17 protein-coding genes are annotated in these 18,367 nt (G+C 70.4%); 12 read left to right on the forward strand and 5 right to left on the reverse strand.

The features are described 5' to 3' along the window. Positions 1-72 precede the first annotated feature (72 nt). The 7 genes from rsmD (at position 73) to mutM (ending at position 5,174) form a co-directional block, all read left to right on the forward strand. Entirely contained in the window at positions 73-657 is a 585-nt protein-coding gene (rsmD, locus tag JGS39_RS13670) for a 16S rRNA (guanine(966)-N(2))-methyltransferase RsmD (RefSeq protein WP_219569166.1), read from the forward strand. A gap of 26 nt (positions 658-683) precedes the next feature. Then, positions 684-1,163, forward strand: a complete 480-nt coding sequence (gene coaD / locus JGS39_RS13675; RefSeq protein ID WP_187285416.1) for a pantetheine-phosphate adenylyltransferase — start codon at positions 684-686, stop codon at positions 1,161-1,163. A gap of 98 nt (positions 1,164-1,261) precedes the next feature. Beyond that, positions 1,262-2,374: an ATP synthase subunit B family protein gene (locus JGS39_RS13680; RefSeq protein ID WP_219569168.1), complete on the forward strand. Its 1,113-nt coding sequence runs from the start codon at positions 1,262-1,264 to the stop codon at positions 2,372-2,374. A gap of 214 nt (positions 2,375-2,588) precedes the next feature. Then, complete coding sequence (locus tag JGS39_RS13685) at positions 2,589-3,197, forward strand: YceD family protein (protein WP_219569170.1); 609 nt, start codon at positions 2,589-2,591, stop codon at positions 3,195-3,197. 2 nt (positions 3,198-3,199) lie between these two features. Next, positions 3,200-3,373: a 50S ribosomal protein L32 gene (gene rpmF / locus JGS39_RS13690; RefSeq protein WP_003965982.1), complete on the forward strand. Its 174-nt coding sequence runs from the start codon at positions 3,200-3,202 to the stop codon at positions 3,371-3,373. 19 nt (positions 3,374-3,392) lie between these two features. Next, positions 3,393-4,214, forward strand: coding sequence for a ribonuclease III (rnc, locus tag JGS39_RS13695; RefSeq protein WP_148021055.1), 822 nt, complete (start codon positions 3,393-3,395; stop codon positions 4,212-4,214). Positions 4,215-4,319: 105 nt separating this feature from the next. Continuing rightward, on the forward strand, positions 4,320-5,174 hold the full coding sequence (mutM, locus tag JGS39_RS13700) for a bifunctional DNA-formamidopyrimidine glycosylase/DNA-(apurinic or apyrimidinic site) lyase (protein ID WP_219569172.1): 855 nt from the start codon (positions 4,320-4,322) through the stop codon (positions 5,172-5,174). 58 nt (positions 5,175-5,232) lie between these two features. On the opposite strand, the gene JGS39_RS13705 is transcribed toward mutM, so the two are convergent. Together JGS39_RS13705 and JGS39_RS13710 are read right to left on the reverse strand one after the other, a co-directional pair. Continuing rightward, on the reverse strand, positions 5,233-5,634 hold the full coding sequence (locus JGS39_RS13705; RefSeq protein WP_219569174.1) for a winged helix-turn-helix transcriptional regulator: 402 nt from the start codon (positions 5,632-5,634) through the stop codon (positions 5,233-5,235). A 130-nt stretch (positions 5,635-5,764) separates the two neighbouring features. Next, positions 5,765-6,748 (reverse strand): CAP domain-containing protein, encoded by a 984-nt coding sequence (locus JGS39_RS13710; protein ID WP_219569176.1) that lies wholly within the window; start codon positions 6,746-6,748, stop codon positions 5,765-5,767. A gap of 144 nt (positions 6,749-6,892) precedes the next feature. Between JGS39_RS13710 and JGS39_RS13715 the strand changes: the two genes are divergently transcribed. The 4 genes from JGS39_RS13715 to JGS39_RS13730 all read left to right on the forward strand — a co-directional run bounded on the left by JGS39_RS13715 (position 6,893) and on the right by JGS39_RS13730 (position 13,603). Next, positions 6,893-7,174 carry an acylphosphatase gene (locus JGS39_RS13715; RefSeq protein ID WP_219569178.1) on the forward strand — a complete coding sequence of 94 codons (282 nt, stop codon included), beginning with the start codon at positions 6,893-6,895 and terminating at the stop codon, positions 7,172-7,174. Between the two features lie 439 nt (positions 7,175-7,613). Continuing rightward, positions 7,614-7,826, forward strand: a complete 213-nt coding sequence (locus JGS39_RS13720; protein WP_018551753.1) for a hypothetical protein — start codon at positions 7,614-7,616, stop codon at positions 7,824-7,826. A 348-nt stretch (positions 7,827-8,174) separates the two neighbouring features. Further along, the gene (locus JGS39_RS13725) at positions 8,175-11,975 is read left to right on the forward strand and encodes a chromosome segregation SMC family protein (RefSeq protein ID WP_219569180.1); all 3,801 of its coding nucleotides are present in this window, start codon (positions 8,175-8,177) and stop codon (positions 11,973-11,975) included. A 209-nt stretch (positions 11,976-12,184) separates the two neighbouring features. Beyond that, positions 12,185-13,603 carry a sugar porter family MFS transporter gene (locus tag JGS39_RS13730; RefSeq protein WP_219569182.1) on the forward strand — a complete coding sequence of 473 codons (1,419 nt, stop codon included), beginning with the start codon at positions 12,185-12,187 and terminating at the stop codon, positions 13,601-13,603. A 73-nt stretch (positions 13,604-13,676) separates the two neighbouring features. Here the strand turns inward: JGS39_RS13730 and JGS39_RS13735 are convergent, their stop codons facing one another. Both JGS39_RS13735 and JGS39_RS13740 read right to left on the reverse strand, forming a co-directional pair. Continuing rightward, positions 13,677-14,642 carry an LLM class flavin-dependent oxidoreductase gene (locus JGS39_RS13735; protein ID WP_219569184.1) on the reverse strand — a complete coding sequence of 322 codons (966 nt, stop codon included), beginning with the start codon at positions 14,640-14,642 and terminating at the stop codon, positions 13,677-13,679. Positions 14,643-14,705: 63 nt separating this feature from the next. After that, a complete protein-coding gene (locus JGS39_RS13740; RefSeq protein WP_219569186.1) occupies positions 14,706-16,100 on the reverse strand; it encodes a purine-cytosine permease family protein in 1,395 nt (464 codons plus the stop codon). A 195-nt stretch (positions 16,101-16,295) separates the two neighbouring features. Here JGS39_RS13740 and ftsY point away from each other — a divergent pair, with 195 nt between their 5' ends. After that, complete coding sequence (gene ftsY / locus JGS39_RS13745; protein ID WP_219569200.1) at positions 16,296-17,492, forward strand: signal recognition particle-docking protein FtsY; 1,197 nt, start codon at positions 16,296-16,298, stop codon at positions 17,490-17,492. 88 nt (positions 17,493-17,580) lie between these two features. On the opposite strand, the gene JGS39_RS13750 is transcribed toward ftsY, so the two are convergent. Beyond that, the gene (locus JGS39_RS13750; protein ID WP_219569188.1) at positions 17,581-18,240 is read right to left on the reverse strand and encodes a bifunctional DNA primase/polymerase; all 660 of its coding nucleotides are present in this window, start codon (positions 18,238-18,240) and stop codon (positions 17,581-17,583) included. Between the last annotated feature and the right edge of the window lie 127 nt (positions 18,241-18,367).

The raw sequence follows: 18,367 nt of genomic DNA on the forward strand, positions 1-18,367 counted from the left end.
ACGCCATATCGTGGGTGGCACGGCGCCCGCAGCACCCTGCGCGCCGCCCCCCGACCCGAGGAACAGACACCCATGACCCGCGTGATCGCAGGCGTGGCCGGCGGACGCCGCCTGGCCGTCCCGCCCGGCACCGGCACCCGCCCCACCTCGGACCGGGCGCGCGAGGGCCTGTTCTCCACCTGGCAGGCACTCCTCGGCACCCTCGACGGCATCCGGATCGCCGACCTCTACGCCGGCTCGGGAGCCGTCGGCCTCGAAGCGCTCTCCCGCGGAGCGGTCCACGCCCTGCTCGTGGAAGCCGACGCCAAGGCCGTCCGCACCGTCCGCGACAACGTCCGCACCCTGGGCCTGCCCGGCGCCGAGGTCCGCGCCGGCAAAGCGGAACAGATCGTGACAGGACCGGCGCCCACGGACCCGTACGACGTGGTCTTCCTCGACCCTCCCTACGCCGTCACCGACGACGATCTTGGCGAGATCCTGCTCACACTCCGTGCCCAGGGGTGGCTCACGGGCGATGCGCTCGTCACGGTAGAACGCAGCACCAGAGGCGGAGAATTCAGCTGGCCCAAGGGATTCGAGCCATTGCGGGCCCGTCGCTACGGCGAGGGAACGCTTTGGTACGGTCGCGCCGCCGCTACGTGCGAAGACGCACGATGACCGGACCGGAGAGCGAGGGAATCAAGTTGCGCCGCGCCGTCTGCCCGGGGTCGTTCGACCCCATCACCAACGGACATCTCGACATCATCGGCCGCGCCTCGAAGCTGTACGACGTCGTACATGTCGCGGTGATGATCAACCAGTCCAAGAAGGGCCTGTTCACGGTCGACGAGCGGATCGAGCTGATCCGCCAGGTCACCGCGGACTTCGGCAACGTCCAGGTCGAGGCCTTCCACGGGCTGCTGGTCGACTTCTGCAAGCAGCGCGACATCCCGGCGATCGTGAAGGGCCTGCGGGCCGTCAGCGACTTCGACTACGAACTCCAGATGGCCCAGATGAACAACGGGCTCTCGGGCGTCGAAACGCTCTTCGTGCCGACCAACCCGACCTACAGTTTCCTGTCGTCCTCCCTGGTCAAGGAGGTGGCGACCTGGGGCGGAGACGTCTCGCACCTGCTGCCTCCACTGGTCCACGAGGCACTGACCGAGCGCCTCGCTCAGCAGTGAGGCGCTGACAGTCCGTCACCAGGTGTCGGGCGGGGGCCGACTGGCCGTACAGTCGTCCCGTCCGTCTCCAATCGGCAGTAGAGAGTGGCGAGCACACGGTGGACGTGCAGAAGAAGCTCGACGAGATCGTCGAAGCGGTCGGGAACGCCCGGTCCATGCCCATGTCGGCGTCCTGCGTGGTCAACCGCGCCGAACTGCTCTCGATGCTCGAAGAGGTGCGCGAGGCCCTGCCCGGCTCGCTCGCACAGGCCGCGCAGGTCATCGGCGGTCACGAGCAGCTCGTCGAGCAGGCCCGCCAGGAGGCGGGCCGGATCATCGAGAGCGCCCACGCCGAGCGCGGCTCGCTCATCTCCGGCACGGAGATCGCCCGGCAGTCCCAGGCCGAGGCCGACCGGATCCTCGGTGAGGCCCGCAAGGACGCCGAGGAGGTCCGCGCCGACGCCGACGAGTACGTCGACAGCAAGCTCGCCAACTTCGAGGTCGTCCTCACCAAGACGATCGGCTCGGTCGACCGGGGCCGCGAGAAGCTCCTCGGCCGCGGCCAGGGCTTCGACGAGCAGGGCTACGAGGACCCGGACTTCGCCGAGGCCCCCGAGCGCAGCGCCGACCCGGCCACGCTCCAGCGCCGGGCCGACGAGTACGTGGACACCAAGCTCGGCGCCTTCGAGGCGGTGCTCGCAAAGACCCTGGAGGCCGTCGGCCGCGGTCGGCAGAAGCTGCACGGCCGGGTCGCCACCGACGACCTCGGTGCGCACATGGCCGCGCAGGACGCCGCGGGTGCCCAGGGCCACACCAGCGACGAGGACCACTGGGCCGGTCTCGCCGAGATCGCCACCCCGGAGCCGCTTCCGGTGCCCCAGCAGCACAGCGAGCCGCAGTACCCGGCGCAGCCGGATCCGCAGTACGCGCAGACGTACGCGTACCAGGAGCAGCCGCAGGACGCGTACCAGGGCCAGGCCCAGCAGCCCGACCCGTACGCCGGCTATCAGCAGCAGCCCGACCCGTACGCGGGGTACCAGCAGCAGGGCTACGACCCCAGCCAGGTCCAGGTCCCCATGCCGGCGCAGGGCTACGACGCCTGGCAGCAGCCGGTACAAGCCCAGCAGCAGCCCCTCCAGCAGCACGGTGAGGGCGCACTGGACGAAACAAGCCTGTTCGACACCAGCATGATCGACCTGGAACAGCTCCGGCGGTACGAACAGGAGCGCTGAGCGCTCCCGGGGCCGGGTCCCGGCCCCGGAACAGGGGCGGATTGGGAGCTGGGCGGTGTGTCCAGTATCCTGGTTCTTCGGTCGCGCGTATGTCCGCGATCCACGCTGCCCGCTTCGACTCCGAACCGGTCGGCCCACCCCCACCACGCGTGATGCGCATGATTCGAAAGCAGGAGAAGCCCTGAACGGCCACCTCGACCACCGAAACCCTCTCGTGTTCGATACGCACGAGCTGGGTCGGCGTCCCGGTGCCCTCAAGCGGCTGACCCGCTCGGCGGACGCCCCCAAGGATCTCGGTATCGACGGGGTCATCGGTGTGCCGGAAGGCGCACCCGTGGAGCTGGACGTCCGCCTCGAATCGGTCATGGAAGGTGTGCTTGTCACAGGCACCGCCCGTGCATCCGCCGAGGGGGAGTGCGTAAGGTGTCTGGAGCCGCTGACCCTTGAGGTCGAGGCGGATTTCCAGGAAATGTTCTCGTACCCTGACGCCGATGACCGGAACCGCAGCAAGACCGCGGACCCGGTCGACGACGCCGAGGACGACGAGGACAGGTACTTCCTCGAGGACGGCTTGTTCGACCTCGAGTCGGTGCTGCGTGATGCGGTGGTGCTCGCACTGCCGATGCAGCCGGTGTGCAAGGAGACCTGTTCCGGTCTGTGTTCCGAATGCGGAATCAGGCTGGACGAGAATCCGGGCCACCACCACGATGTCGTCGACGCTCGATGGGCGGCATTGCAAGGACTCGCCGAGACCGTTCAGGACGGCGAGAAGGACAACATGGGCGGCGCCGATCCCGGCGTCGACGAGAAGCAGGAGAAGTAGCCGTGGCTGTTCCGAAGCGGAAGATGTCGCGCAGCAACACGCGCCACCGCCGGTCGCAGTGGAAGGCTGCGGTCCCCACCCTGGTTTCGTGCGAGCGTTGCCAGGAGCCGAAGCTGCAGCACATCGCGTGCCCCAGCTGCGGCACGTACAACAAGCGCCAGGTCCTCGAGGTCTGAGCGGCTGGTGAGAGGCCCGATGTCTGAGTTGTCCCACGCCAAGAAGCAGGCAGACAACGTCAACACAGCCTCGTCCCACACGCTTCTGGAAGGGCGGCTCGGGTACCACCTCGAGTCCGCCCTTCTGGTGCGTGCGCTGACCCATCGTTCGTACGCGTACGAGAACGGCGGTCTGCCCACCAACGAGCGGCTCGAATTCCTCGGGGATTCGGTGCTCGGCCTGGTGGTCACGGACACGCTGTACCGCACTCACCCCGACCTGCCTGAAGGCCAGCTGGCCAAATTGCGGGCCGCGGTGGTCAACTCGCGTGCGCTTGCGGAAGTGGGCCGCGGCCTCGAACTCGGCTCCTTCATCCGGCTCGGCCGCGGTGAAGAGGGCACGGGTGGCCGGGACAAGGCGTCCATCCTCGCCGACACCCTTGAAGCGGTGATCGGTGCGGTCTATCTCGATCAGGGCCTCGACGTGGCCTCGGAGCTGGTTCACCGGCTCTTCGACCCGTTGATCGACAGGTCCTCGAACCTCGGTGCCGGCCTGGACTGGAAGACCAGTCTCCAGGAGCTCACCGCGAGCGAGAGCCTCGGAGTCCCCGAGTACCTCGTCACGGAGACCGGCCCGGACCACGAGAAGACCTTTACTGCTGCTGCTCGCGTCGGTGGTGTCTCGTACGGCACCGGCACCGGCCGTAGCAAGAAGGAAGCGGAGCAGCAGGCGGCAGAATCCGCCTGGCGCGAGATCAGCGCCGCCGCGGAAGCACGGGAGGCCGCGGAGAAGTCCGCTGCCGACGGAGGGGCCGCCGACACCCCTGCCGACCCGGCGTCCACGGACGTTGCTCCTGCCTGACCCCGAGAACCCCTCGGTGCCCAGCGCACCGAGGGGTTCTCTCTGTCCCGACCCTCTTCCGAACCGTCCGCCGGGCGCTTCGGACCACTCTTCAGGAGCGCCACCGTGCCCGAGCTGCCCGAGGTCGAAGTCGTCCGGCGGGGTCTTGAGCGATGGGTCGCCGGGCGGACGGTCGGCGAGGTCGAGGTGCTGCATCCCCGCGCGGTCCGCCGGCATCTCGCGGGCGGTGCGGACTTCGCGGCCCGGCTCGCCGGCGTCCGCCTCGGGACGGCGATGCGCCGCGGCAAGTACCTGTGGGTGCCGCTCGACGACGCGGCCACCTCGCTCCTCGGCCACCTGGGCATGAGCGGCCAGCTGCTCGTACAGCCCGAGGGCGCACCCGACGAGAAGCATCTGCGGATCAGGATCCGCTTCGACGACACCGTCGGCACCGAGCTGCGCTTCGTCGACCAGCGCACCTTCGGCGGGCTCTCGCTCCACGAGAACACCGCCGAGGGACTGCCCGACACGATCGCGCACATCGCCCGCGATCCACTGGACCCGGCCTTCGATGACGCCGCGTTCCACACCGCGCTGCGTCTGCGCCGTACGACGGTCAAGCGCGCCCTGCTCGACCAGTCGCTGATCAGCGGCGTCGGCAACATCTACGCGGACGAGGCGCTCTGGCGCGCCAGGCTGCACTACGACCGTCCGACCGCCACCCTGACCCGCCCGAAGTCGGCCGAGCTGCTCGGCCACGTCCGTGACGTGATGAACGCGGCGCTGGCGCAGGGCGGCACGAGCTTCGACAGCCTCTACGTGAACGTGAACGGCGAGTCCGGCTACTTCGACCGCTCGCTCGACGCCTACGGGCGCGAGGACGAGCCGTGCCACCGCTGCGGTACGCCGATGCGGCGCCGCGCGTGGATGAACCGGTCGAGTTACTTCTGCCCCCGCTGCCAGCGCCCGCCGCGCGTCTAGGTCCTTTCGGCCGGGTCGGACCGGACCCCGCGAGCCCGGCCTGTCCGGACGAAAGGCCCTAGTGGGTCTCGTGAGCCCGGTCGTATCGTTCCCGGGCCACGAGGACCTCGGACATCCTGCTCTCGACGAGCCCGATGAGGCCGAGCAGCCGCTCGGCCACCTGCCGCCCCAGTGCGGTGAGCTCGTAGTCGACCCGTGGCGGATTGGTCGGCTGGGCCTCTCGGTGCACCAGCCCGTCGCGCTCCAGCGCGTGCAGTGTCTGGGAGAGCATCTTCTCGCTCACCCCGTCGACGCGGCGCCGCAGCGCGTTGAACCGGAGGCTGCCCTCGTACAGGGCGCCGAGCGTCAGGCCGCCCCAGCGGCCGGTGATGTGCTCCAGGGTGCCGCGTGAGACGCACTGTTTGGAGAACACGTCGAAAGGGAGTGCGGCGTCCGGGCCGCTCTCGCCGGTCTCTTCCATACAAACCAGCGTACGCCCGCACAGCGCTTTCCACGGGGTTGCGCATTCCGTGGGTAAGCGAGTGGGGCGTACGTGGTCGGTGCGGGTGGTGGTGCGGGGCGCGGAGGTCGTCAGGGAACCTCAGGAAACCTCAGAAGCCGAAGTCCTGGGTCCACCAGGGGCCGCCGGAACCGAAGTGGACGCCGACGCCGAGCGTCTTGTAGTCGCAGTTGAGAATGTTCGCGCGGTGGCCTTCGCTGTTCATCCAGGCCTCCATCACGGCCTCGGCGTCGGCCTGGCCGCGGGCGATGTTCTCGCCGCCGAGACCCGAGACTCCGGCCTTCGCGGCACGGTCCCACGGGGACTGTCCGTCCGGGTCGGTGTGGTCGAAGAACCCGCGGGCCGCCATGTCGTCGCTGAAGCTCTGGGCGAGCGAGGCCAGCGAGGAACTCGCGGTCACCGGGCTGCAGCCGACCTTGGAACGCTCCTGGTTGACCAGGGCGAGCACGGCGGCCTGGGCCGAGGTGGCGGCGGCCGGTGCGGTGGTCTTGCGGGCGGCCGGCGCGGAGGTCGAGGCCTTGGCCGTCGGCTTGACCGTCGGCTTGGCCGGGCTCGACGCGGAAGCGGGCGCCGAGCTCTTCGTGGTTTCGGCGGTGGGGGTCTTCGAGGCGGAGCGCCGCGCCTGTTCCGTGGCGGTGGCCGCCGCCTCCTTCGTCTTCGTCTTCGTCGGCGCGGACGTCCTGGAGGGGGACGCGGACGGGGTGCCGGCCTTGGAGGAAGCGGACTTCGTGGGTGCCTCGGGGCGCTCGGTGCCGCGACTGGCGGGGGTCGAGGCGGAACCTCGGCCGGCGGGTGCGGTCGTGGAGCCGCCCTGCGTCAGCAGGTCCGGGGCTCCTTCGGAGCGCACATGGTCGGCGGCCGGGCCGCCACCCACGTTGTAGGTGTCGCCGCCGGGCAGCAGTCCGGAGGCCACCGCCACCGCTCCGACGGCCATGGCCGCGGAGACGCCGATCAGTCCCGTACGTACCGGCAGGCCGCCCCGCTTCCTGCGGCGCGCCCCCTGGTTCCGGCCTGCGGTTCCCTCCGCGGTCTGTTCAGCGGCGGGAGCTGCGGCGGAGCGTCGATGGCGTCCCATCTGCTGTGCCCTTCTGACGATCTGGACGCCGTTGTCGGCGCACCCTGACTCACCCGATCGAGTGAAGCTATTGCGACGGGACTGTACGCCATCGCGTTTCGGCGAGAAGTGCTCCGAGAGCAATTGGCCAGTTAGCGTTCGGGCATGAACGAAGATGTACGGCTCACCGCTTGGGTACGCGGCCGAGTACAGCAAGTAGGGTTCCGCTGGTTCACCAGGGCAAACGCTTTGGAGATCGGTGGCCTCAACGGATTCGCCCTCAATCTCGACGACGGCAGAGTGCAGGTTGTGGCTGAAGGGCGGCGTGAGAATTGCCACCGTCTGCTGGATTGGCTGCGCTCGGACGACACACCCGGCCGCGTTGACGGAGTCACTGAGATCTGGGACACGCCGCGGGGCGGATACGAGGGATTCGCGATCCGCTGATCCGGACTCCGGGAGGGGGAGGAACACGGCTCGTGTTCGGGCCGTGTTCGAGGTGCGGCGGGGGGTGACTGCGAAGGGCGCGGTCATGCGTACACATGAAATGACCTGCGGAATGACCCGGTGGTTGCCAAGATTCGGTTGCCGTGCCAGGCTGCGGCGGTAAGGATGATCTCCGTACCCCTGAGGGCCCCGCTGGAGAGTCGCGCCGCATGATCGTCAAGCCGCGCGCCCCCGGGACGCCCGCCTCTACAGGGTGTGATCGTGTTGACCGTCAAACTTTTTGGTGAGACGCTGAAATCCCCGCGCACCTTAGCTGTTCGGCAGAGCTGTTTGGCAGCAGAACAGCAGTGAACACAGAGCACTGCCGAGCACCGCGGGTGCGATTCCCTCACGACCCACACCGCATCGGTCGGTCACTCAGTGTGGAGGACCATCCATCATGGCAAAGGCGCTTCTCGGTTACGTCGGCGGTTCCGATCCGCGACTCCTCGCCGAGATGCGACGGCTTCAGCAGCGCGTCCAGGATCTTGAGTCCGAGCTCGTACGGATTCAGGACGAAAATGACGCGCTCAACGCCGCCGCCCAGCACCAAGAGTCGCTGCTCGACAGCATCGACATCGACGTACCTCAGGCGGAGCCGGCGCTGACCTGACCCTTGGCCCCCAGGGGCCGGTCGGGCTGTACGCGTCAGCCGCACGGGATCATCGCCGGATCGTCACCGGATCATTGAAGATCAATTGCTTTTGATCTGCTTCTTCATGTGCCTCGTCACTGATCCGGGCACGCGCGCCTTCTCGGAGGCGGCGGATCCGCCGATACGACACTGCATGAGATCCAGCAGCATTTCACAAGATTTGCAGGGGACGCTTCGGCGTCCCTTCTTTCTTTTCCCCTCCGAACCGCGCCCGTCCCGCCCCGGACGTACACCCCTTCCCTTACCGTCTGATGTGCCCTGCACCTTCATCAGCGAAACCGAGAGCGAAAGGTAGAGTCCGGCGGCGTGCATCTCAAGGCCCTGACCCTGCGTGGTTTCAAATCGTTCGCCTCCGCCACCACCCTGCGGTTCGAACCCGGGATCACCTGTGTGGTCGGCCCCAACGGGTCGGGCAAGTCCAATGTGGTGGACGCGCTCTCCTGGGTCATGGGGGAGCAGGGCGCCAAATCCCTGCGCGGCGGCAAGATGGAAGACGTGATCTTCGCCGGGACCACCGGGCGGCCGCCGCTCGGCCGGGCGGAAGTGTCGCTGACCATCGACAATTCCGACGGCGCACTGCCCATCGAGTACGCCGAAGTGACGATCACTCGGATCATGTTCCGCAACGGCGGCAGCGAATACCAGATCAACGGCGACACCTGCCGGCTGCTCGACATCCAGGAACTCCTCTCCGACTCCGGTATCGGCCGGGAGATGCACGTCATCGTCGGCCAGGGACAGCTGGACTCCGTGCTCCACGCGGACCCGATGGGGCGCCGCGCCTTCATCGAGGAGGCCGCCGGCGTCCTCAAGCACCGCAAGCGGAAAGAGAAGGCGCTGCGGAAGCTGGACGCGATGGGGGCGAACCTGGCCCGGGTGCAGGACCTCACCGACGAACTGCGGCGGCAGCTGAAACCGCTCGGCCGCCAGGCCGCGGTGGCCCGCCGGGCCGCCGTCATCCAGGCAGACCTGCGCGACGCCCGGCTGCGCCTCCTCGCCGACGACCTGGTGCGCCTGCACACAGCTCTGCGCAGCGAGATCGCCGACGAGGCGGAGCTGAAGCAGCGCCGCGAGGCGGCCGAGGCGGAACTGAAGGCGGCTCTCGGGCGCGAGGCCGAACTGGAGGGTGAGGTACGGCGGCTGACGCCGCGGCTCCAGCGGGCCCAGCAGACCTGGTACGAACTGTCGCAGCTGGCCGAACGCGTACGCGGCACCGTCTCGCTCGCCGACGCCCGGGTGAAGAGCGCCACCGCGCCGCCCGAGGAGGAGCGACGCGGGCGCGACCCCGAGGACATGGAGCGCGAGGCGGCCCGGATCCGCGAGCAGGAGGCGGAGCTGACCGCGGCGCTGGAGGCGGCGGAGCACGCGCTGGAGGACACCGCGTCCCACCGGGCCGAACTGGAGCGGGAACTCGCGGCCGAGGAACGCAGGCTCAAGGACGCCGCCCGCGCGCTCGCCGACCGCCGCGAAGGGCTCGCCCGGCTGAACGGTCAGGTCAACGCGGCCCGCAGCCGCGCCGGTTCGGCGCAGTCGGAGATCGACCGGCTGGCCGCCTCGCGCGACGAGGCGCGGGAGCGGGCGGCCCGGGCCCAGGAGGAGTACGAGCAGCTGAAGGCCGAGGTCGACGGCCTCGACGCCGGGGACACGGAGCTCGGCGAGCGGCACGAGGCCGCCCGGCGCGAACTGAAGGAGGCGGAGGGCGCGCTCTCCGCGGCCCGGGACGACCTCACCGGCGCCGAACGCGAGCGCGCGGCGGTCGCGGCCCGCCATGACGCACTGGCCCTCGGGCTGCGCCGCAAGGACGGCACGGGTGTGCTGCTCGGTGCCCGGGACCGGCTGACCGGGCTGCTCGGGCCGGCGGCGGAACTGCTCACGGTGGCCCCGGGACACGAGATCGCGGTGGCGGCGGCGCTGGGCGCCGCGGCGGACGCGGTCGCGGTGACGGACGCGGCCACGGCGGCGGAGGCGATCCGGCTGCTGCGCAAGCAGGACGCGGGACGCGCGTCCCTTCTGCTCGGCGGCGGAGGCGTGGGCCCGGGCAGCGCCGGCCCCGGCGGCTCCGACGCCGTGGGGCACGTACCCGGTCAGGGACCCGGCGCAGCCCATGTCCCCGGGCAGGGTGCGGAGCCCGCACCGCACCCGCCGGAGGTCACCGCACCCCCCGCCCCTCGCGGAGCGGCCGAGGCGGAGGGTGCCGGGCGTCCGGCTGGGGTTGAGACGGAGGGTGCCGGGCGTCCGGCTGGGGTTGAGGCGCAGGGAGCCGGGCGTCCGGTCGCCGTGGCTCTCACCGGCCGGGGCGCCCCCGCCGTCGCCGATCTCGTCAGCGGTCCCGTCGGACTGATGGCCGCGATCCGCAGGATGGTGCGGGACATGGTGGTCGTCGGGACGCTGGAGGACGCCGAGGATCTGGTCGCCGCCCATCCGGAGCTGACGGCGGTGACCGGTGAGGGAGACGTGCTCTCGGCCCACTTCGCGCACGGCGGGTCGGCGGGGGCGCCCAGCCTCCTGGAGGTCCAGGCGTCCGTGGACGAGGCCGCGGCGGAGCTCGCCGAACTCGCCGTGCGGTGCGCGGAGCTGGCCGGGACGCAGCGGAACGCGGCACAGCGGCGCGGTGACTGCGCGGCGCTCGTCGAGGAGCTGGGGGAGCGCCGCCGGGCCGCGGAGCGGGAGAAGTCCGGGGTGGCCCAGCAGCTCGGCCGGCTGGCCGGACAGGCCCGCGGCGCTGCCGGGGAGGCCGAGCGGATGACCGCGTCCGCCGCCCGCGCCCAGGAGGCTCTGGAGCGGGCGACCCAGGAGGCCGAGGAGCTGGCCGAGCGGCTGCTGGTGGCCGAGGAGGCGGCGCAGGACGGGGCGGACGAGGAACCGGACACCGCCGTGCGCGACCGGCTCGCCGCAGACGGTGCGAACGCCCGCCAGACCGAGATGGAGGCCCGGCTCCAGGTCCGTACCCACGAGGAACGGGTCAAGGCCCTCGCCGGCCGCGCCGACTCCCTCGACCGGGGCGCCCGTGCCGAACGTGAGGCCCGCGCCCGCGTCGAGCAGCGCCGGGCCCGGCTGCGTCACGAGGCCGCGGTGGCGTCGGCCGTCGCGTCCGGCGCCCGTCAGCTGCTCGCCCACGTCGAGGTGTCCGTCGTACGGGCTCAGGAGGAGCGGGCCGCCGCCGAGGCGTCGAAGGCCGAGCGGGAGCGGGAGCTGGCGGCCGAACGCCACCGGGGCCGCGAGCTGAAGGGCGAGCTCGACAAGCTGACGGACTCGGTCCACCGGGGAGAGGTGCTCGGTGCCGAGAAGCGGCTGCGGATAGAGCAGCTGGAGTCGAAGGCCCTGGAGGAGCTGGGTGTGGAGCCGGCCGGTCTGGCGGCGGAGTACGGGCCGGACCAGCTCGTCCCGCCGTCTCCCGCGGCCGAGGGGGAGGAGCTGCCGGAGGATCCGGAGCACCCGCGGAACCAGCCGAAGCCGTTCGTCCGGGCCGAGCAGGAGAAGCGGCTGAAGTCGGCCGAACGGGCGTATCAGCAACTCGGGAAGGTGAATCCGCTCGCCCTTGAGGAGTTCTCGGCGCTGGAGGAGCGGCACAAGTTCCTCTCCGAGCAGCTGGAGGACCTGAAGAAGACCCGGGCCGATCTGATGCAGGTCATCAAGGAGGTCGACGAGCGGGTCGAGCAGGTCTTCACCGAGGCGTACCGGGACACGGCCAGGCAGTTCGAGGGCGTCTTCTCGCGCCTCTTCCCGGGCGGTGAGGGGCGGCTCATCCTGACCGATCCGGACAACATGCTGGCGACCGGCGTGGACGTCGAGGCCAGGCCGCCGGGCAAGAAGGTCAAGCGTCTTTCCCTGCTGTCGGGCGGCGAAAGGTCGCTGACGGCCGTGGCGTTGCTGGTCTCGATCTTCAAGGCCAGGCCGAGCCCGTTCTATGTGATGGACGAGGTCGAGGCGGCGCTCGACGACACCAACCTGCAGCGGCTGATCCGGATCATGGAGGAGCTCCAGGAGAGCTCGCAGCTCATCGTGATCACGCACCAGAAGCGGACGATGGAGGTCGCCGACGCGCTGTACGGCGTCTCGATGCAGGGTGACGGAGTGTCCAAGGTGATCAGCCAGCGGCTGCGCTGAGCCTTTACCTAATCTTCAAGACTTCAACGTACCTTTTGGGTGCTCCTGGGTAGATGTCAGGCCAGACCCGCATCTTGACTTCATAACTTGAACGAATAGTCTCTGCAACGTCGTTTTTACCTTCAAGTGGTGGCAGTCCTGAAGTTGTGCGCCACTGAGAAGAGCTCACCCCCCACGCCTGACGTTGCGGCCAGGCCCCAGGAGTTCACGTGACCAGCACATCGCAGGGACCAGAGTCCGGAGCCCGGGCGGCCCATCCGGAACACATCGGCCATGTCATCTTCATCACGGCTGCTGCTGCGATGGGTGGCTTCCTCTTCGGCTACGACAGTTCCGTCATCAACGGTGCCGTCGAAGCGATCCGCGACCGGTACGACATCGGCTCCGGCACGCTCGCCCAGGTCATCGCCATCGCCCTGATCGGCTGTGCGATCGGCGCCGCCACGGCGGGCCGGATCGCCGACCGCATCGGGCGCATCCGCTGTATGCAGATCGCCTCGGTGCTCTTCACCATCAGCGCCGTGGGCTCCGCGCTCCCGTTCGCGCTCTGGGACCTGGCGATGTGGCGCATCATCGGCGGCTTCGCCATCGGCATGGCGTCGGTGATCGGCCCGGCGTACATCGCCGAGGTCTCACCGCCCGCCTACCGGGGCCGGCTCGGCTCCTTCCAGCAGGCGGCGATCGTCATCGGCATCGCCATCTCCCAGCTGGTCAACTACGGCATCCTGCAGATCGCCGACGGCGACCAGCGCGGCAAGATCGGCGGCCTGGAAGCCTGGCAGTGGATGCTCGGCGTGATGGTCGTGCCCGCCGTGCTCTACGGGCTGCTCTCGTTCGCCATCCCGGAGTCGCCCCGCTTCCTGATCTCCGTCGGCAAGAAGGAACGGGCCCGGAAGATCCTCGAAGAGGTCGAGGGCAAGAACATCGACCTCGACGCCCGGGTCACCGAGATCGAGACCGCGATGCACCGCGAGCACAAGTCGAGCTTCAAGGACCTGCTCGGCAGCCGCTTCGGCTTCCTGCCCATCGTCTGGGTCGGTATCGGACTGTCGGTGTTCCAGCAGCTCGTCGGCATCAACGTGGCGTTCTACTACTCGGCGACGCTGTGGCAGTCCGTCGGCATCGACCCGACCGACTCGTTCTTCTACTCGTTCACGACCTCGATCATCAACATCATCGGAACGGTGATCGCGATGGTCCTGGTGGACCGGGTGGGCCGCCGCCCACTGGCCCTCGTCGGCTCCTGCGGTATGGCCGTCGCCCTCGCCTTCGAGGCCTGGGCCTTCTCCGCCGACCTGGTCGACGGCAAGCTGCCGGACACCCAGGGCATGGTGGCGCTGATCGCCGCGCACGTCTTCGTACTGTTCTTCGCCCTCTCGTGGGGCGTCGTGGTCTGGGTCTTCCTCGGTGAGATGTTCCCGAACCGGATCCGTGCCGCCGCGCTCGGCGTCGCCGCCTCCGCCCAGTGGATCGCCAACTGGGCGATCACCGCGAGCTTCCCGAGCCTCGCCGACTGGAACCTGTCGGGCACGTACATCATCTACGCCTGCTTCGCCACGCTCTCGATCCCCTTCGTCATCAAGTTCGTGAAGGAGACCAAGGGCAAGGCGCTGGAGGAGATGGGCTAACCCCCCGCTGCCCCTCTCTCCTCGAAAACCGTACGGCCCCGGCTCGCATTCGCGAACCGGGGCCGTACGCGTCTCACCCCCCGATCGCCCCGCAGAACAACCGCAGGCTGCGCCACCCCTCCTCGACCGGCATGCCGCCGCACAGCGGGTGCAGCACCAGGCTGTCCAGCTCCCCGGCGAGAGCCGCGCAGGCTTCCGGCGTGACGATCCGGTAGACGCCCTCGGCCCGGAGTTCCGCCACCGTCGTCGCCGCCGAGCGGACGGCCGAGCGGATGTCCTTGGACTGCCAGGAGGCGTACGTACGGGCCTCGTGCAGGAAGTGCTCCCCGTACTCCGCCCACGTCCGGTCCGGGTCCTCGGACACGTGCAGCAACGGCGTCTCGGCCGAGGGCATCATGCAGAAGCCCTCCGTACCGTGCTCCGCGCGCTGCTCGTGGTAGTACGCCTCCAGCTCCGGCAGATGCGCGCTCGGGAACAGCGGCAGCCCCAGCCGGGCCGCCCGCCGCGCCGCCGCCCGCGAGCTGCCGCCCACCAGCAGCAGCGGATGCGGGCGGGTGTACGGCCGCGGGGTGACCGTGACCGTACGGCCCCGGAACTCGAACGGCTCCCCGGTCCACGCCCGCAACAGCGTCTCCAGCACCTCGTCCTGGAGCCGGCCCCGCCTGCCCCACTCGACGCCCGCCCGCTCGTACTCCTCGGGCCGGTAGCCGATCCCCGCGACCGTGACCAGCCGGCCCGCGCTCAGCAGGTCGAGCACCGCGATGTCCTCGGCGAGCCGCAACGGATCGTGCAGTGGCCCGATGACCGCGGAGACCGTGACCGCGATCCGGCGGGTGGCCCCGAAGACGGCCCCGGCGAGGACGAACGGGGACGGCAGCCAGGAGTTCGCCGCCCCGTGGTGCTCCTCGGTCTGCACGGTGTCGACGCCGTGCTCGTCGGCGTACGCGGACATGTCCAGCGCCGCACGGTAGCGGGCCGAGAGGGACCCCGGGGTGGCGTCGGGGTCGACGAGGTTGAACCGGACGACGGTGAAGGCCATGACGCTGTCCCCCTGGATCCTGCCGGGCGGGCTGGGCGAGGCCGGACCTTAGCTGACGCAGCGTCAGAAGTGTAGGGGTGCGGTGGCCGCCCGGCGTGCGACGGGCCGCGGCAGTGCCGCGTACAGGCCGCCGGAGACGAGGATCGTGACCGCCCAGCCGAGCCCGCTGCGCCCCGTCCAGGTCGTCGCGAGCGGGCCGGTGAACCATTCCACGCCGGTGAACAGCAGCCCCACCGCCAGGCCCACCGCCCAGGCCGCCACCGCGGTCCACGCGAAGCCGCCCGCGTACCAGTAGGCGCTGGTGGACGTGGTGTCCATGAGCGCCTCCGGGTCGTAGGTGCGCCCCCGCAGCTGATCCACGCCGAAGACGCCGATCCAGGCCGAGAACGTCACCGCGAGCAGATTCAGGAAGGAGATGAACGAATCGACGAAACTGCTCGCCACGAGCATCAGCAGCGACCCCAGGAACAGGCTGATCGCGGCATTCACGCCGACGGCCCAGGCGCGCGGGATCATGAATCCCAGGGTCTGTGCGGTGAATCCGGCCGAATACATCGACATGGCGTTGATCAGCACCATGCCGAGCACGGCGACGGCCAGATACGGAACCGAGATCCAGTCGGGCAGCAGCACCCCGATGAACGCGACCGGATCACGGGTGACGGCGAGCCCCGGCGTACCGACCGCCATCACCGCCCCCATCAGCACCATCGGCAGGAACACGATTCCCGCACCGCCCACCGTCGCCGCGACCATCGCCCGCCCGGACGCCGTGCGCGGAAGGTAGCGGGTGAAATCCGGCCCGGCGGGAGCCCAGCTGATACCGCCGGCCGCCAGGGTGCCGATCCCCGCGATCATCGCCGACGTCGGACCGGCGGGCCGGTCCAGTACCGCGGGCCAGGACGTAGCCCCGGCCAGGTGCACCAGGACCAGCACGCTGAACCCGCCGAAGAGGTACGCGGACCAGGTGCAGGACAGTCGCAGCGCACGCAGGCCGAGCCCCGACAGAAGAAAGCTGCCCGCGACGAAAGCGAACAGTGTCACCACGATCAGCGTCGAGGTGCTCCGGATGCCGAAGAGCAGGCCGAGCACGGCCAGCAGCGCGTACGCGCCGGTGACCGCGTTCACCGTCTCCCACCCCCAGCGGGCCACCCAGATCAGCGCGCCGGGCGCCAGGTTGCCCCGCTGGCCGAAGACGGCACGGGAGAGTGCCATGCCCGGGGCGCCGCCGTTGCGCCCCGCGACCGAGATCAGTCCGACCAGGCCGAACGAGACGGCCGGAGCCGTGACCGCGACGACCAGCACCTGCCACAGGCTCAGTCCGTCGAAGACGACGAGCCCCGCTCCGATGGTGAGCAGCAGCACGGTCATGTTGGCTGCCACCCAGGTGGGGAAGAGGGCCCGGACCCTGCCGGTGCGCTCACTGTCGGGCACGGGCTCGAGCCCACGGGTCTCCACGGCCAGGATCGTACCTTTTCCGGCATACGGGGTGTAACGCCTCGCAGGTGCGGGAATCGTGGCCCCTCGGCGAGGCGTCTGGCAGAGGCCCTGCGCGCAGACTCCACGGCTCAGGGGGCCGTCACGCGCACTCGGCCGCTTGCCGGACCCCGCATCCCTCGCATGCTGCCGCACGTGACCGATACTGGGTGGGTTATGGAATTCGTCATCCTTGCTGTAGTCATCGCCCTGGTCGCGGTCGGCGTGATCAGCGGGCTCGTGGTCAGCAGCCGCAAGAAGAAGCAGCTGCCCCCGGCACCGTCGAGCACGCCGACCATCACTCCTCCCGCCGAGCCCCATGTCGGCGAGGAGGCCGAGACGCCGCGCGACACCTCGCGCCGCACCATCGAGGAGGTCGGCCTTCCGCCCGAGGAGGCCCCGGAAACCGCAGAACCACAGACGCCCGCCGCCCCCGCGCTGGACGTCCCCGAGCCCACCGCCGGCCGTCTCGTACGGCTGCGGGCCAGGCTCGCCCGATCGCAGAACTCCCTCGGTAAGGGGCTGCTCACGCTCCTGTCCCGGGACAACCTCGACGAGGACACCTGGGAGGAGATCGAGGACACCCTCCTCACCGCCGACGTCGGCGTCGCTCCCACCCAGGAACTGGTCGAACGGCTCCGCGAGCGCGTCCGCGTGCTCGGCACCCGTACCCCCGAGGAACTGCGCAAGCTGCTGCGCGAGGAACTCCTCACCCTGCTCGGCACCGACTTCGACCGCGTGGTCAGGACGGAGGGCGGGGCGGAGACCCCGGGCGTCGTCATGGTCGTCGGTGTCAACGGCACCGGCAAGACCACCACCACCGGCAAGCTGGCCCGGGTGCTCGTGGCCGACGGCCGCAGCGTCGTGCTCGGCGCGGCCGACACCTTCCGCGCCGCCGCCGCCGACCAGCTCCAGACCTGGGGCGAGCGCGTCGGCGCCCGCACCGTGCGCGGACCCGAGGGCGGCGACCCGGCGTCGATCGCCTTCGACGCCGTGAAGGAAGGCATCGCCGAGGGCGCCGACGTCGTGCTCATCGACACGGCGGGCCGGCTGCACACCAAGACCGGGCTGATGGACGAGCTCGGCAAGGTCAAGCGGGTCGTCGAGAAGCACGGACCGCTCGACGAGATCCTGCTCGTCCTCGACGCGACCACCGGCCAGAACGGTCTGGTGCAGGCGCGGGTGTTCGCCGAGGTCGTCGACATCACCGGCATCGTCCTCACCAAGCTCGACGGCACCGCCAAGGGCGGCATCGTCATCGCCGTCCAGCGCGAGCTGGGCGTACCGGTGAAGCTGGTCGGGCTCGGCGAGGGGCCGGACGATCTGGCCCCGTTCGAGCCGGAGGCGTTCGTGGACGCCCTGATCGGGGACTGAACCCCTCGTACCGCTACAGCGAGGAGCCCGGCCGCACGCACTGAGCGGCCGGGCTCCACGCTGTAGCGGCCGTGCCGCCGGACCGCCGTCAGCCGCAGGGAGCCAGCCGGTGGCAGATGTACGCCAGCGTGCCCAGCAGCAGCCGGGCCTGCGGGGGCGCCGCCGCGGTGTCGAGGGCCGGTGGGCGCAGCCAGCGGACCGGGCCGAGGCCGCCCTGGTCGGACGGCGGCGCGGTGATGTGGGTGCCGGATCCGAACGCCCGCAGGTCCAGGCCCGCGTCGTCCCAGCCCATCCGGTACAGCAGCCTGGGCAGTTCGGAGGCCGCGCCCGGCGCGACGAAGAACTGCGCCCGGCCGGCCGGGGTCACCGCCACCGGCCCCAGCGGCAGCCCCATCCGCTCCATCCGCACCAGCGCCCGGCGCCCCGCCTGTTCCGCGACATCGAGCACATCGAAGCTGCGGCCCACGGGCAGCAGCATCGAGGCCCCGGGCACCTCGGCCCACGCGCGCGCCACCGTGTCGAGCGTCGCCCCGGCGGGAACCTCCTGCGCGAAGTCCAGTGGATGGGCGCCGGGGGAGAGGCAACCCGGCTCCCCGCACGAGCAGTTGCCGTCCGCGGCGCGCGCGCCGGGCACGACCGCCCAGCCCCACAGTCCCGTGTACTCGGCCACCGCGGTGCCCTCGGCCGCACGGCCGCGGCGCCGTGCGCCGGATCGCCTCTCACGGATGCCGCCGATCGTGAAGCCCATGCCCCCTCCAACGGGTCCAACGCGCCAGTGGTTACGAACCGGAGCGCCGGCGTGACACTCCTTCGTTCCCGGCGACCGGTGTGAGTGCGGAGTGCGCCCCCGGGGTGCGAGACCTCGTGCGCGCCCC

Origin of the sequence: Streptomyces poriferorum, from assembly GCF_019399235.1 — a bacterium.
Classification (GTDB): Bacteria; Actinomycetota; Actinomycetes; order Streptomycetales; family Streptomycetaceae; genus Streptomyces; species Streptomyces poriferorum.